The 14,867-nt window shown below is 62.9% G+C and carries 12 protein-coding genes and 1 pseudogene; 5 read left to right on the forward strand and 8 right to left on the reverse strand.

The genetic code is table 11. The annotated features are described in order from the left end of the window. Nucleotides 1-401: pseudogene (locus RCH11_RS09750) on the reverse strand (IS1380 family transposase); the annotation flags it as partial. 406 nt (nt 402-807) lie between these two features. Between RCH11_RS09750 and RCH11_RS09755 the strand changes: the two are divergent. Further along, on the forward strand, nt 808-1,644 hold the full coding sequence (locus RCH11_RS09755; RefSeq protein ID WP_327056811.1) for a DUF6234 family protein: 837 nt from the start codon (nt 808-810) through the stop codon (nt 1,642-1,644). A gap of 903 nt (nt 1,645-2,547) precedes the next feature. Beyond that, complete coding sequence (locus tag RCH11_RS09760; RefSeq protein WP_327056812.1) at nt 2,548-3,024, forward strand: hypothetical protein; 477 nt, start codon at nt 2,548-2,550, stop codon at nt 3,022-3,024. A 132-nt stretch (nt 3,025-3,156) separates the two neighbouring features. Here RCH11_RS09760 and RCH11_RS09765 read toward each other — a convergent pair whose 3' ends face one another. Further along, a complete protein-coding gene (locus tag RCH11_RS09765) occupies nt 3,157-3,558 on the reverse strand; it encodes a GNAT family N-acetyltransferase (protein WP_327057031.1) in 402 nt (133 codons plus the stop codon). A gap of 280 nt (nt 3,559-3,838) precedes the next feature. Between RCH11_RS09765 and RCH11_RS09770 the strand changes: the two genes are divergently transcribed. After that, the gene (locus tag RCH11_RS09770; RefSeq protein ID WP_327056813.1) at nt 3,839-4,060 is read left to right on the forward strand and encodes a hypothetical protein; all 222 of its coding nucleotides are present in this window, start codon (nt 3,839-3,841) and stop codon (nt 4,058-4,060) included. Between the two features lie 917 nt (nt 4,061-4,977). On the opposite strand, the gene RCH11_RS09775 is transcribed toward RCH11_RS09770, so the two are convergent. The 3 genes from RCH11_RS09775 to RCH11_RS09785 form a co-directional block, all read right to left on the reverse strand. Beyond that, a complete protein-coding gene (locus RCH11_RS09775) occupies nt 4,978-5,631 on the reverse strand; it encodes an SGNH/GDSL hydrolase family protein (protein ID WP_327056814.1) in 654 nt (217 codons plus the stop codon). A gap of 547 nt (nt 5,632-6,178) precedes the next feature. Next, complete coding sequence (locus RCH11_RS09780; RefSeq protein ID WP_327056815.1) at nt 6,179-6,787, reverse strand: SGNH/GDSL hydrolase family protein; 609 nt, start codon at nt 6,785-6,787, stop codon at nt 6,179-6,181. A 987-nt stretch (nt 6,788-7,774) separates the two neighbouring features. Next, entirely contained in the window at nt 7,775-8,275 is a 501-nt protein-coding gene (locus tag RCH11_RS09785; RefSeq protein WP_327056816.1) for an 8-oxo-dGTP diphosphatase, read from the reverse strand. 145 nt (nt 8,276-8,420) lie between these two features. On the opposite strand from RCH11_RS09785, the gene RCH11_RS09790 reads away from it, so the two are divergent. Continuing rightward, nucleotides 8,421-9,107 (forward strand): Pr6Pr family membrane protein, encoded by a 687-nt coding sequence (locus RCH11_RS09790; protein ID WP_327056817.1) that lies wholly within the window; start codon nt 8,421-8,423, stop codon nt 9,105-9,107. A gap of 65 nt (nt 9,108-9,172) precedes the next feature. Further along, nucleotides 9,173-10,570, forward strand: a complete 1,398-nt coding sequence (locus tag RCH11_RS09795) for a flavin monoamine oxidase family protein (protein ID WP_327056818.1) — start codon at nt 9,173-9,175, stop codon at nt 10,568-10,570. On the opposite strand, the gene RCH11_RS09800 is transcribed toward RCH11_RS09795, so the two are convergent. From RCH11_RS09800 to RCH11_RS09810, 3 genes are all read right to left on the reverse strand, one after another. Beyond that, nucleotides 10,509-11,219, reverse strand: a complete 711-nt coding sequence (locus RCH11_RS09800; protein WP_327056819.1) for a Pr6Pr family membrane protein — start codon at nt 11,217-11,219, stop codon at nt 10,509-10,511. The genes RCH11_RS09795 and RCH11_RS09800 overlap by 62 nt on opposite strands. Nucleotides 11,220-11,278: 59 nt before the next feature. Beyond that, entirely contained in the window at nt 11,279-12,430 is a 1,152-nt protein-coding gene (locus RCH11_RS09805) for a cation:proton antiporter (protein ID WP_327056820.1), read from the reverse strand. 259 nt (nt 12,431-12,689) lie between these two features. After that, entirely contained in the window at nt 12,690-14,840 is a 2,151-nt protein-coding gene (locus RCH11_RS09810; protein ID WP_442789030.1) for a heavy metal translocating P-type ATPase, read from the reverse strand. Between the last annotated feature and the right edge of the window lie 27 nt (nt 14,841-14,867).

Genomic DNA, 14,867 nt, shown 5'->3' on the forward strand with positions numbered 1-14,867 from the left:
TCGATGCCAGCCACGATTGGCGCGACCGCGGCGAGGTTATTCAGCCATCTGCGGGCTATGGCGTCGAGTTGTCGTACATGGCCGAAGGTGAAGGCACGCAGAAATGATCCCAACGTCGACGGCGCATAGGTGCCGGTGAAGAGCTTTTTCATCCCGCCGTGGCGCAGCATCGCCATGTCGTCGATGGAGTCGGCTCCGGCGACCATTCCCGCGACAAGCGCAAGCACTTTCAGCCCCGCATTGGCGCCGAATGATTTCGGCACGGTGAGCAGCTCGTCGGCAAGATCCTTCAGGCCGGTTGACACGGCCAGCATCATCGCCGGGACGAGCCCGGCGGACGACACGAGGTTGCCATCGTCGAAGGTTGCTGACAGGGCGGAATTCTTATGGAAAAGTTGCATCTACGAGATGCCTCCCGAATCGGTCGAATAGATCCCTAAGTAAGTTCTATTTTTCCTGATCCGGAAGGCGTTCTCTGTTTAAACCGCCGAACACTACCAATCAACATCGGTGGATTCAGGCTTAGTCGGTTCACAAACGAAATGGGGAGATCTGGATGCTCCAACCATCACCGCGGGCGCAACGCCTTCCACCGCTCTTCCCGGCCGGAGTTGCAATCATTTGTTCGGCAGGCGGAGTGGGCACAGCTTTTCGCGTCTATTCGACCGCTCGTCACGGATATTGGTCTCTAGCGTGGGCTGACGTGGCGGGAGGAGCACCCCCGACATCGTCGAACAAGACGTCGCCACGGCTGTCGCGGTCGACTGCCGGGTCGGCCCGGACCGCCGCCGACGCTAGAACGCGATCATGAACCCTGTTGAGAAATTCCCGAGTTTCTTCGCGCGATCGCGCTCGGGCATCCGCGACAGTGCGGCGATGATCGTCTTCACGGCGATCGCGCTCTTCGTCGCAGGTCTGGTCACCTCCGAGGGCGCGGTGAATGGGGCGCGCCTGGACGTTGTCGGATCAGTCATCCGACTGGCCTCGCCGGCGGTGGGGGTCTGGGCCATCCTCGTCCTCGCTATCGGCCTGCTCGGAGGAGTAGGCGTGGCTGGCCGCGCTGCCTTTGCGATCGTTGCTGCTGTTGTCTCTTCCGTTGCTGTTTCGGTCGCGACCTCGGGGCCGAACGATGCCCTCGGCGATGGCGCGGGGGCGATATCACTCTCCGCCCTCGGCGTGCGCACGGTGGGCTTCGCGTCCGTGGTCGCCATCGGCAGCTTCGGTGCCGCCATGTTCCTCCGGAATCGTAGCGACGAGCGGCCGCGGGCTGTGGCGGCGATCGTGATCACGTTTCTTCTCGCTGTCGGTGCTTCCGGGGCTTCAGCGCTCATCCTGAACTGGTTAAACATCTATTTCCGGCTCTTCGGAACGACGCCGGAACCCTCGGCGAGTGACGCGGACACCTACCTCCGCACGGCCGGGCTGGTCGTGGTGGTGCCGGTCGTCTGCCTGGTCGTCGCAATCGTATTCAACGCCCGGTCTTTGGTCGTTCTTTCGGCCGTCTTCCTTGTCGGCTGGTCTCTTGCGGCGGTCATTCTCGCGGTCCCCCAAGACAGATTCACACCAGGCCCCGAGACGCCGGCCCCAGTGAACAGCAATTATCAGCCCTGCTACAGCGGCAGCAACAACTGCGAAGGGGGATGATCGCGGACCCCGCCGAGCCCGGTACGCGTCAGCTAGAGATGCCCTTGGGTCTGAACCACCAGACTGCAAACCACAGTGAAGAGTAGAGCGTAGATCGGGGCCGACAGCATCTGATCCATCGACAGGGCGCCCGAGGATCCTTCAGCGAGAACTGCCGACGGGACAGGCTAAAGGGCAATGGATCAGACCAGCCGAGCGTCCCGATGGTGAGTGACTCTGGGACGTCCAGCACTACAGATCTGGGGCCACACGACCCAACCGTCGATTGCGCCGATGCTGTGTCACAGGGTAACGTGATCCGGGCAATCTGTGTCGGGAAGCGTACGCTCAGCTCATGTTACGCGCACGCACTCAAGCAGACGCAATTCGTCGTGGCATCTAACTTCGCCTGTTCATCGTAGCTCTTCTTCTTTTTATCTTTGCGAGTGCGGTTTTCTCAGGTGGAGTAGCGTTTGCTATCGTCGCCGGCGCCTTGGCGGCGCTTCAAGTAGCAACCCTTGCCTTCTATTCTTGGCTGTTCCGGCACGCCGACCCAGACCTCCTCGCGGGGCCCATCGATCCGGCTATACGGATGCACTGGCGCTATCTGCGGCCCAACAAATACCCATACCAAGCACCGGTCACGCCTACTGGTGTCCCGGATAATTACCCTTAGACCGTCCAGTCACCTGAATTCGAGACCACCCGATAACAGGACGGTGAGCGGGACAGTCATGCGCGGATGACGGATGCCGCTCTCGCCGGTTCCGACATGCGAGTTGGAGGCCGGCCCTAATGTCCCGCTTCGACGCCTAATGGCGAAGTCGACCGTGTGGCCAAGACCAGAGGCTTCATGACACGAGCAGCTGAATTGCTCAAGTCTCCTCAGTTACACCTGGTCGGGTGTCGTGAGATAAGGATCCCATGTTTCAGGTTGAGGACGTTCCCCCGGATCATCCCCCGTACAAGACTGGTTTCACCCGATACGTGGTGGATCACGAGCGAGGCGTGTGGCTAGACCATATTGGTGGCCCGCACGCCGAACCCCCGGATGAGGAAATGAGAGGCTTCCGCTTCTATCGGGATGGCCTGCTGACTCTCGTTGAGGCGAACATCTACGCCGGCCCCAACATTTACGACACTCCTGCGGAAGGTCACGAAACCAGGATCTTGTCCTTCGGTTACAGCCCTTGGGGCTCTCTGAAGACAGGGATACACACCGATCCGCTGGAGCGTGTCCAAGTAATGGCGGCTTTGCCGCTCCTCGCGGAGGCGTTGCTGGTATTCGGAACTCTCTACAACGGTGCCCTCTACTCGGACCGTGTGGTCACAAGCACGTTGTACGACGAGCCGATGCGGTGGACCTGGGCCGACTTCGGCTACACGGCCGCGGTTTCCTGATCCTTTCGATCGGCGCAAGTCCCTTGCCTCAAGGGGGACCATGAACGCGACATGAGTCCGGCCAGCGTCGCGAACGCAGTCGAAGCCGGGCGAGTCAAATGTTAGAGCCGCTTGACCATTTCTAGTTCCCTTTTAGTGGGGTCGAGATTGTATGCGATGGTATGACCGGTGGCAGTGAAGCCGCGACGTTCGTAGGCCTTCCGCGCGCGCGTTGTCTTCGTGCACGTGAAGAGTCAGCTGGCTGCTCTCGGTGCGGGCCCAATTTTCCACTGTCGACAAAAGGGCATCGGTCAGACCCATCTGCCTGCCACGAAACTCCGGAGCCACATACACGCCCACGAGAAGTGGGCCCGTATTTGGGTCCGGCACGAATCCGCCCATCGTTCCTATCCAGAGTCCAGAGTCGGTGATCCCCGCGATCTTGATGCCGTGATCGCTGGTGCCACGCTTCCCGCGCATTCTCCACTCAGCCTCTTCATGGCCCAGCGCGGCATCGAGCGATTCGGCATAGGCCCTAGGGGTATCGCGGATCATCTCCAAGCGCAGATCACGAATTTCGCGCCAGTCGGCATCAATCGTTCGTCGTATCGAAAACGCCTGTCTACTCACCGCCGAGAGCCTATCAAACGGTGTAGAGGTGCCCGCTCGCCGATAAACGCGGAGCGGTTAGTCGAAATGCCCGTAAGCGGGACGGCGGACCTCAAGCGGACGCCGGTGACAAAGTTCCCGCAATCGTCAAAGACGGTTTCTGGAGGACCGTCAACCGCGGAGTCGGGTCGTCAATAGGCTCCTGACGGAGAAGTAGGATTTGCCCGTGATGGAGTCTAGCAAATGGTGGACACGGCTGGACCTGGAGACTCAAATTTGGCTGATCGAGCACCAGGGCAATCCCCTGAGCTGGCACATCCTCGAGAAGCTAAGAAACGCGGGAGCCCAGCTTCTTCAGCCCGACTCGGACGTTAGCGACTTCTACCTCACGGACAACGATTGGGCAGAAATAGCAATGGTCACCGATCAAGACGAACCCTCCAAATAAGAGGAGCGATCACCAATCCGCAACAGGGACGCAAGGCAAGTCGTTGTGAATGCTGAAAGTGGCGGCACATCGGTGTCTACTTCCTGACCTTCTTGAACCCGTTTCCGAGACAACCCGCTGTGCCTTTAACGTCAGGTCGGCCACCCGATACAGGCTATCTCGTCCTCCGTGGGACCCGTCGTCGAAAGGGAACGCCAACCGGTACGCCTACGCCGGCGACGACCCGATCAACGGAAGCGATCCATCAGGCAACCTTAGTAAGGCGGCTCAGTGTAGTGTCGCCGTGGCTGCAATCGGTCTTATTGTGGGGGTGCTCGTCGTTACTACATTCGGCTGCGATGGTCACCTCAGCCGGAGACGTCACCGGACTTCTGGTCGGATTCGGAATAGGTGTGACTGGGGCCCTCATATGCTGAAAGGAAAATCGCTTTGAACGCCCGCAGGCCAATAACCTTTATGGTTGGCGGCGCCGTCATCGCGATCGTTTTTGGGTTGTTGATTCTTGTCCGCCCTGGCATCTGGCCCGCCCTTGTTTTATGTGCCGCAATCGGCGCTGTGATATTTCTTGCAGCACTCGTCGTGTACGTGTTGCGTCGCGAGCGTCGCGAGCGTCGTGACTAGGGGTCACGTCCGGGCGGCATGCATTCTCGGAGGGTCTGGTGCACGGGTCAGGTAACAGTTCCTAGTCAAGCAACCAGTGTGGCTGGCGTGTTCATGATGACCTCGAACTCGACCAGCGCAATTGATGATGGACATCGAACTCAGCTCACTCTGAAGCCCGCAAGACGGACGATCAACGGACGCGATTTCGTGCCCTCGCGAGAGCACTCCCAAGAGCACTTTTCGACCGATTCGACCGCCCGAAAGCGGGACCCGTTACGGGACGACACCAGGGGCCGACGGGTGACTTGTGCGGCTCACGCCCGCTGCAGAAGGTCCGCGACAATGGGAGTGAGGGCGCGGCCGAGAGTCTCATGCTGGTCGGCATCCAGATGCACCCCGTCGACGGTGCTGCTGGTGGTGACGGAGTTGGCGTCAAAGAACGCACACTCCGTGTCCTCGCTAACCTGCCGAATCGCATCTGCGAGGCCGCGCGAAGCGACATCCCCGCCGGCAAACTTCGGGCCGATGGGGCCGCGAGGGTCGTCGAGCTGCGGAGGCGCGACGAGAAGGATTGCCGGTACCGGCATCCCCGGCTCGGTCGGGGCAGTGCGCACGGCGTTGACCACCGCGGCCAGACCCGCCGCCGAATGCCAAGCATCGTGCGAATGCATCGACTGGAAGTCGTTCGTGCCGAGCAGGAGAACGACGACGTCGAGGGGCGACTGCGCTTCTATGACCTGCTGGATGCCGGCTAGCGCGTTGCGTCCCGGCTTGTACGGGTCATCGAAGGCTGTTCGTCGGCCGTTGAGGCAGTCCTCGGTGACGCGGATCCGCACATCGCCGATGTTGAGCGCGTTGTGCATGACGCCTGGCCACCGGGAGTCGAAGGGGAGTCGCCGTCGAGTCCCGGGCACGATCCCCCAGGTGAGCGAGTCGGAGTACACGAGGATGTGCTTCGTCTGATCCATCACTAAACGATAGGCGGTCGACTTAATCCTCCCCAAAGGGGCCCGCACAACGGACGATCAGCGGGCGGTATTTCCCGTCAACACGAGACCACGCTAGGGACCAGTTTTCGACCCGGGCGACCCTCGTGGGCGGGACCTTGGGCGGGACAGGTTCGCCGCGACACGTCCGACCAGCGGTACAATTTCACGCATAAGAATTTGGCTAGTGGGCTCAGTTTTTTTGGAGGCGGTGAACTCGTTCCGGCTCTCTGCCTCTGCTCCCGCGCGATATTTAGGCCACCGCTTTTCAAGTAATTGAGCCTCGGTCTTGAGCTCCTGTACTTCCCGCGCAAGCTCTTTGAGTCGGGTACCTTCCGGGAAAGTCGGCTCCGTCTCGGTGCAGCCATTCTCTTCGCGGTGCTCGGTCAGCCAGGACCTCGCACTACGCCCGCACAATTCCGTTTACGGCTGTGGATCAGGTGGAGGCGATGCTCGATCGCGGCCAGTTTTCCTAGCTAACGCCCCTGGCGTGATCGAGCGCAATTACTCCGCGAAGCGGAACAATCCCTTAGGCGGCGCGGTGATAACTCTGGTGTTCGGTGTTCGTCTTTTGTTCGATGATCGCTTGCTGTTCGGCCGTGATCGCGGTTTGAATCGCGGTAGCTAGCACCACCTGTCCGGCAGCTGTCGGGTGAATGCCATCGTCTTGCATGAGCTTTGGATGTGCGACGAGTGGTTGTCCGATGTCGAGGTAGTGGCCCCCGACCGCGGTGACAGCCTGGTGCACTTGGGAATTGATATCCGCGAGTTGGGCCGGCGGGTCTGTCGTTGGCCAGATGGCGCTGAGGCCGATGATCTCTGCGTTCGGGAACTCGGAACGCAATATCGTGAGGGCGCTGGTCGTTGCCGCGAGCAGCTCGGAGTTCGGGTGTTCCAAGTCGTTGCTGCTGCCCTCAATGATTATGAGATCAGGGTGGAGGGTGGCGGCCGAACGGACTATGTCGACGAGGGTATCCCCGCACTCCGCTGGGTTGCCGAGGTCGACAAACCCGGCACCATCACAGGCGAGGGTCGTGAGGTCCCAGCCGTTGGCGGCTGAGATGAGCTCTGGCCAGGCATCCGCCGGACTAACCCCGTAGCCCTTCATGATCGAGTCTCCGATCGTCAGCACCTGCATTGGTGCGACGGCGGCGGGGGGGATGGCAGACCGAGTAGCTGCTGGGCTCGGTGTTACCGCGCTTTTATCGGCAGCGCCAGCGCCAACGGAGGCGGCACCAGAAGATGTGCTAACCGCGTTTGATTGGGCCAAGGCGCCGGTTGACGTTGATCGCGCAACGCCTGTCGAGAACAACACCACTACCGTGATGAGCGAGCCAGCAGCGACAGCCACGAGAGCAATTGCAATAGTGAGGGACGGGCTGCGCGTTGGTGAGGCGGACATCGGACTCCAGTTGTTTCATCAGGCCAGTAGGTCGAGCCCGACCCCTCTGATGCTGCTTGCGCGTTCTTGATGCTGAAGAGCTGCCCGATACGAGTCACGGATGGGTCACATCCCGTGGAGTGGATTTCGCTTTTCCGTAAACGGTCGTCAGCCTTAGCCTATCCGGCGGTGAATTCGGATAAGCGAAATTACCCTCCACAGGACCTGTCCAACGCGAGCAGGTTCTGGGTTTATTTTCCCGGGCGGTCGAGGGTCGCGACGACGATGGTGTCGCTCGCTCGACAACAAATCCGTGGACTGCTGCCGATTTATCACGCCCGCGTGACCGCTCAGTTTGGGCGCGAGGATCTTCGTTGTCTCGCACCTAATAGGTAGCACCCCGGGTCACGTCCCGTGGATTGGTGTAATTCTCGGTAGCTGAGCGTCGCGTTGTCGACGTAGTGAGCCATCGTCTCGGGAACGACGCGCTACGCGACGACAAGTTAGGTGGCATAACGACAAGTTAGGTGGCACGGGACACTTTGAGCCCTTCGACGGTGCAGCATCCAACAGCTCTGCGGATGCCGTCGCTCTCGTCGCGTTGCGGTAGAGCTCCCCCGTGAAGCTCATTACCGCCCGTCGCCCGGTCGCCTTCGTCGCGGCACCGGACGAGCTCGACCGCTTGGTTGCCGAGCACTCCCCCGACCTTGTGATCGCCACCGGGCTCGCGAACGGACGCGCCGATCAGGGGTGGCGCGGAGCGGTGATCGCGAATGCCGGATGGTCGGATGCGGAAACGGTGCGCAGGTCCGCCCCGAATTCGAAGGTTGCTTTCACGAAGCGGCCGGCGAGGGCATCCCGCACCCAGTAGCGGGCGTCATCCCACATCCGCGCGGTCGGAATATCGGCCACCGGATACCACTCGGGCGCGAGTTCGTCGGACTCCGTGGCCTCACCTTCCCACTCCCGGCAGACAAAGACCCACGACTTCTGGCTCCAGGCTGGTTTGAACGGAAACGGGTAGGTGAGTTCCCCGACGAGCTCGATACCTCCGAGCACGAGCGAGGTCTCCTCTTCGACTTCGCGCCGGATGGCTAGCTCCGGAGTCTCAGCACGTTCAATTTTGCCGCCCGGACCGACGAGGTTGCCTTCCCCGAGCCCGAACTTCTTGCGCCCGAGCAGCACTTCATCTCCGCCGGGCGCCGCCCGAAGCAGATAGCAGACGCAGACCTCGGGAAGTGACATCCCGCCAGCCTAAAGCGTGACAACCGGCGAGAATGGCACCAAAAGCAGCATCGCCCGGGGCGCCGATCCGGTGATTCCTGAGAAACTGCCGCGTGGCCACAGCTTCCCGTTCGAGCACGTCACAACCAGCCATTATTGTGAAGCCGTGACGAAGACCCTCGTGATTGACAGTCCGGTGCGCGTGAATGCGCCAACGTCGCGACGTGCTTTTGCGGTGATACGCGTTCTCGTCGGCCTTCTGGTGCTTGCGGCGCTCGTCACCCAGATCACCGCCGACCTGCTCCACGACTCCTTCACGCCGGGCGAGTACTTCAGCTATTTCACCATCGAGTCGAGCATGATGAACGTCGTCGTGCTGCTCGTCGGAGGCGCGATTGCCTGGCGGTGGGACCGCGACACCGAACTGTTCACGAGCGTGCGGGTCGCCATCCTGTCGTACGCCGTTATCACCGGGCAGGTGTACAACGTGCTGCTGCGCAACATTCCGGGTGACGGCGGCTATGAGCCACCTCGCTGGTGTAACGAGGTTATGCACGTGTGGGTGCCGGTTTTCATTCTGCTCGACTGGATGCTCGCTCCCGGCCGCGCCCGGGTACCGTGGAAGCGACTGTGGCTGGTGATCTCCTTCCCCCTCGCCTGGCTTGCTTTCACGATGATCCGGGGCGCGATCACGCTCTGGTATCCCTATCCATTCCTCGAGCCGGCCGGCCCCGGCGGCATCCCGAGTCTTCTCGTCTACGTCGTCGGAATCGCGGCCTTCATCATTGTCGTCGCGTCGGCCGCGATCGGCCTCGCCCGTCTCACAGCCAGGCGCGAGGTCGTCGCTCCCTGAGGAACGGGTCGCTCGGCCCGCGGTGTTCCGAGTACGGTGGCCGTTCCGAGTACAGTGGCGGTGAGATGTCGTTCAGTCGCCGTATTTTCCTACTCGGGGCAGGGTCAGGTCTTTCCCTGCTGGTGTTAACGGCGTGCACGGATGAACCACCCCGTCCCACGAAGTCCTCGACGCCATCCCCCACCCCCTCGCAGGCGGTCCCACGGCCGTCGGGAATCGAGCGAAGCGGGTGGTCGTCCGACCCCTTCGCTCGCGGAGCCCAGAGTTTCCTGGCGCCGGGCGCCACCCCCCAGCATCGGGATGATCTCGCCAAGCCGGTCGGCGGGAGGGTCTTCTTCGCCGGGGAAGCCACCTCTGCAGATCTGGCTGGCACCGTTCTTGGTGCCCAGCAATCGGGTGCCCGCGCCGCGGCCGAGGTGCTCGACGTTGTGAGGACCGGGGAAAAGATCGCGGTGATCGGAGCCGGTGCTGCGGGGGCGGAAGCTGCCCGGGCGCTCTTTCGGCGCGGATTCGACGTGGTCGTTCTCGAGGCCAGGGATCGCGTGGGTGGGCGCATCGACACCCGTACCCCCAAGTCGTGGCCCCTTGGCGTTGAGCTCGGCGCGTGGAGGCTCGGAAAGGTGACGGACGAGCCGTTGCTCGCGCGCCTCGCGTCCCTCGGGATCGCGACGAACCCACTCGCCGGTCTGCTCGCCGCGGGGATCGACGGCCACACGGCCGACAACACGGTGGGCGCCCCGGCGCTGGCCACAGCTCGGACCTGGGCCGAGGCGCGGTTGGTCGATCCGAGCCTGAGTGCAGCCCTCGACGGCTCGGGTGCCACAGCCGGGGCGGCCGGGGCGACGGTCGAGGGACTCTCCGGTACCGGCCTCCTGAATGCGTCGCTCGCCTCACTCGCTGGAGTCACCGGGGCCAGTGCCTCGGAACTCTCCACCTGGTATGGGCTCGCTGACCTGCCGGCGCGCGATCGAATGGTCACGGGCGGATTTTCCGGCCTCATCCGCGACAGTCTTGACGGGGTCCGGGTGTCGCTTTCGACCGCGGTACTCGGCGTGTATTACAGCGCTTCAGCCGTGAGTCTCAAACTCGGAACGGGCGAATCTCTCACCGTCGACCGGGTCGTGGTGACGGTGCCGCTCGGCGTACTCAAGAAGAATGCGGTGGCATTCGACCCGCTGCTGCCCTTCTCCCATCGCACCGCGATTAGCGCACTCGGCATGGGATCGGTCGAGACTGTCTGGCTACGCTTCGATAAGCCGTTCTGGTCGACGGATGCCGCTGTCTGGAGCATCGTCGGCAGCGACAGCGACATCACCGACTGGGTGAACCTGCAGGCAGTGACGGGAGAGCCGGTGCTCGTCGGTATCGTGGGCGGCAAAGCGGCAAGGCGAGTGGGGAAACTCAGCGACGACGAGCTGGTCGAAGCCGTGCGGACGGCGCTCGCCCCGTTCGCACAGGCCTGAGCACCGAACGCTCGGCCCAGCGCTCAGCAAGCGGCGTGGTGCGGCTCACTGCCACGAGAGCGGCTGAGATACCCCCGAAGAGAACAACCGCGATCGACGCGAAGAAGAAGAACTGGCCCGCATTCGCCAGCTGTGCCGGGTCGAGGAAGAAGTAGGGGTACCAGCCAACGATGGGCCCTCGCGCGAGCGTGACCAGTCCCCAGCCGATCATGAAGACGAGCACGATCGCGATGCTTCGCCAGGGCGACGTACCCCGGCCGGGCCCGATGATCCAGTCGAGTACGGCGACCGCGGGAAGCACGAAATGCAGCACGACATCGGACCACGGCACATCGATGCGGAATCCGCGCTCACCCGACTGCTCGATGATCAGGGCGAAGATGATCCCGCACGAGACGGTCAGGCTCAACACGGTGACCCGGGCCAGATCCAACCAGGCGGCGTCATCCTGCCCACGCAGCGCAACGACTGCCGCGCCCAGTGTGACAACCAGGAACAGGATGCTGCTCTGGATCGTGAGATAGGCGAAGAAGTTGCCAGGGGTGAATGTCGCCGAACCGAGCCCCCAGAGGAATCGTGAGACGAGCGCCATCAGGCAGGCGGCTGCCATGAGCAGCCGCAGGGCGCCGAAGGTCGCCCGTACCTTCACCGTGTCTTCTCACCTCCGCCGCGGCGCCCGGTGCTCGAGGTCGGGCCGCACCCAGCAGTCTACGAAGTCATCACGGGGCGATCGCTGACCCCGCGCTCGCGCCGTGCCCGAAGGCTCGCGGCGACGGTGGTGGCTGCGATGGTGAGGAGCGCGCCGAGCAGGAGCGCGGCATCCTCTCCCGGGCGGAGCAGATGCAACTGGGTGCCCAGCGCGGCCGCAGCGACCGGCACCCCGAGTTGACCGGCGGCCACGACACCGAGGAGCAGCGGTTGCGAGACGAGCCTGGCGACCAGATGACTGAGGATCGCCGCGGCCCCAAGGCAGACGCCGAGCAGGATCATTGCGGGATGGCTGCCGAGCTCGGAGAGGCTGATCGATGCGCCGAGCCAGACGAAGAACAGCGGCCCGAAGAATCCCTCGGTGATGCCGAAGAGTTGGCGGGCGAGGCGTCGCGGCTCACCGATCGCCGCGACGACGAGCCCGAGCGCAAATCCGGCGAGCAGCACGGAGACCTGCGCGAACTGGGCAAGGGCGGCGAGACCGAACAGCAGGAGAACGTTGATACGCAGCTCTAGCGCGAACTTGCGGCGCTCGGAGAGTCGATGGAGTCTTTTGCGGAGTCCGTCACGGTCCAGGCGGCGCAGCACGAAGAAGACCAGACCGGCGCCGGCGACCACCGCAACGGCCCCGAGAGCGGTGGACGCCGCCCGGGCCGGATTGATCGCGAGTGGCAGGGCGACGATGCAGACCGCGTCCGCGATCGCCACCTGCGCAGTGAGTTGAGCGATGCCATGAAGACCAAGCGAGGCAATGATCGGCAGAATGAGGGCGGCGGATGACGAGGCGATCACGACCCCGTAGAGCGCGGCGTGACCGGTGCCGAACAGGGCGGCGAGACCGACGCCCGCGACAGCGGCCAGCACCCCGACGAGGAGCGCGCCGACGAGTCCGCGACGGAGCGCGCGCCGCACCGTGACATCCCGCACCGGCACGTTCGATCCGACAACGAACATCACCAGGGCGAAGCCGACTTGCGCAAGCACGGTGAAGGTCGGTTCGGTCGAGTCGAGCAGTCGAAGGCCGGAGGCGCCGACGAGCAACCCCCCAAGCAGCTCCCCCACCACTGCCGGAAGGTGCCACGATTCCCGGCCCGCCAGCAGCGGACCGAGCAGGCCGACGAGCACCACGAGCGCGAGCAGCGAGAAGCCCATGGCGTCAGGCTAGCGCGGCCGGACTCGCGCGCCGGCCCCGGTGCAGATTCTCGGGCCAGATGAGAGGCGTATTCCCTTGCTCAAAAATTCCTGAGATAGAAAAGGAAGCACCCCATGGCAGTGATATCGACTGACATTGATCCGGTCGAACTGCTCACGGCAGGGGAACTCACTGACTCGTGACCTACACGTTTCATTTCCCATGCGTTGAATGCCATGACCCTTGTCAAGAAGTTCAGATAACACCGGACGCGCCTGACTAGCCCGCGCTCCCCGCGAGTGCTCTCTCCTGCTCGCTATCATTCCCCAGAGCAGTAAGAGATGGCCCGGACAACAGGGCACCGGCACTGACTTCGGGGCGGAGATCCAGGCGTCGCAGCAACTGTGCGTTGAGAGCCACCACCACCGTTGAGGCCGACATCAGCAGAGCTCCGACCGCCATGGGGAGGATGAATCCGATCGGCGCGAGGACGCCGGCTGCGAGCGGCACGGCAATTAGGTTGTACCCGGCCGCCCACCACAGGTTCTGCTTCATCTTGCGATAGCTCTTACGGGACAGCTCAATGACAGACAGCACCGACCGGGGGTCGTCGCTGGCGAGGATGACACCCGCGGACGCGATGGCGACGTCGGTGCCTGCACCGATCGCGATTCCGACATCCGCTTGGGCGAGGGCTGGCGCGTCGTTCACGCCATCGCCGACCATCGCGACCTTGCGTCCCTCCGTCTGAAGCTCGATAACCTTCGCGGCCTTATCTTCCGGGTGGACTTCCGCGAAGACCCGGTCGATGCCGAGTTGGGCTGCGACCGACCGGGCGACCGCCTCGGCATCCCCGGTGATCATGACGACCTGGATGCCGAGGGTGTGGAGGGCGTCGACTGCCGGTTGGGATTCGGGCCTGATCTCATCGGCGAGCCCGATCGCCCCCACCACCGTGCCGTTGCGGAGCACGTGCAGGATGATTTCCCCGTCGTTCTCCCACGCTGTGGTTTCCGTCATTGCCGAGGAGTTGTGGGAGGCGAGCATGCTCGGCCCGCCGACGCTGATCCGGTTGCCGCCGACAGTTCCCGTGACGCCGACCGCGGTAGAGGCCTGGAAGTCCGTGGCCCGAAGACCGGGGAGATTGCGTGTTTTGGCTGCCGTGATGATTGCTTTGGCGAGTGGATGTTCGCTGTCGCCTTCGACCGCGGCCGCCCAGGAAAGCAATTCCCCTTCGGAGACTCCGTCGACGACGACTACTTTCGAGACGGTGGGTTCACCCTTGGTCAGGGTGCCAGTCTTGTCGAAGAGCACGGAATTCACGGTGCGCATGGCCTCGAGGGCGAGTCGATCCTTGATCAGCACGCCGCCCTTCGCCGCACGTTCCGTTGCAATGGATACGACCAAAGGAATCGCCAGGCCCAGCGCATGCGGGCACGCAATGACCAGCACGGTGATCGTGCGGATGATCGCCTCATCCGGCGCCCCCAGCGACGTCCAAACAATTGCCGTAATCACGGCGGCCCCCAGTGCAAACCAGAACAGCCACCGCGCTGCGGTATCAGCCAAACGCTGGGCGCGAGATGAAGAGTTCTGGGCTTCACTGACCAGACGTTGGATTCCCGCCAGTGCAGTGTTGTCACCGACCGCGGTCACGCGTACACGCAGCGCATTATCGGTTGCAACGGTGCCAGCCACAACGTGAGAGCCGATGCCACGGCTCACCGGGCGAGACTCGCCGGTGATCATCGATTCATCGACATCGGCGATGCCCTCGGTAATTTCGCCATCGGCCGGAACGCGGCCGCCAGGGCGCACGACCACCAGGTCGTCCACTACGAGGTCGGAAGGGGCGACAGTGGTGGTGGTGTCACCATCGACCCGCTCTGCTTCGTCTGGGAGCAGGGCGGCAAGTGATTCGAGGGCGGTAGAGGTTTGTGCGAGAGATCGCATCTCGATCCAATGCCCCAGCAGCATGATCACGATGAGCAACGCCAACTCCCACCAGAAGTTGAGCTGGTGATCGAGCAGCCCGAGGCTCGCACCCCCCGAGGCGAGGAACGCGACGGTTATGGCCAAGGCGATGAGAAGCATCATCCCCGGCTTTCGAGACTTCAACTCCGAGACTGCGCCGGTCAGGAATGGCCGCCCACCCCAGACGTACATCACCGTTCCAAAAACCGGCGAAATCCACACCACCAACGGGAATCTGGGCAGCTGGTAACCCAGGATCATCGCAAAGGTGTCACTGAAGACAACCACCGGCAGAGCAACGACCAGCATGATCCAAAAAAGCCGCCGGAACTGAGCGACATGATTACCGTGCCCCGCGTGGTTCATGCCGGCGGAACCCGTCTGGGGATGCCCCGGCACTGTGTCGTGGTCATGTGCGTGAGATCCATTGATTGCACCCTGGCTAATTCGACTCATGCGATGACTATATACCCCATAGGGGTA

Source organism: Glaciihabitans sp. GrIS 2.15, assembly GCF_035984695.1.
Lineage (GTDB): Bacteria > Actinomycetota > Actinomycetes > Actinomycetales > Microbacteriaceae > Lacisediminihabitans.

Bases quoted from the DNA above. Each gene is read 5' to 3' on its own strand.
- RCH11_RS09755 (WP_327056811.1), top strand. From the start codon at position 808: ATGAACCCTGTTGAGAAATTCCCGAGTTTCTTCGCGCGATCGCGCTCG.
- RCH11_RS09760 (WP_327056812.1), top strand. From the start codon at position 2,548: ATGTTTCAGGTTGAGGACGTTCCCCCGGATCATCCCCCGTACAAGACT.
- RCH11_RS09765 (WP_327057031.1), bottom strand. From the start codon at position 3,558: ATGATCCGCGATACCCCTAGGGCCTATGCCGAATCGCTCGATGCCGCG.
- RCH11_RS09775 (WP_327056814.1), bottom strand. From the start codon at position 5,631: ATGGATCAGACGAAGCACATCCTCGTGTACTCCGACTCGCTCACCTGG.
- RCH11_RS09780 (WP_327056815.1), bottom strand. From the start codon at position 6,787: ATGCAGGTGCTGACGATCGGAGACTCGATCATGAAGGGCTACGGGGTT.
- RCH11_RS09785 (WP_327056816.1), bottom strand. From the start codon at position 8,275: ATGTCACTTCCCGAGGTCTGCGTCTGCTATCTGCTTCGGGCGGCGCCC.
- RCH11_RS09795 (WP_327056818.1), top strand. From the start codon at position 9,173: ATGTCGTTCAGTCGCCGTATTTTCCTACTCGGGGCAGGGTCAGGTCTT.
- RCH11_RS09805 (WP_327056820.1), bottom strand. From the start codon at position 12,430: ATGGGCTTCTCGCTGCTCGCGCTCGTGGTGCTCGTCGGCCTGCTCGGT.
- RCH11_RS09810 (WP_442789030.1), bottom strand. From the start codon at position 14,840: ATGAGTCGAATTAGCCAGGGTGCAATCAATGGATCTCACGCACATGAC.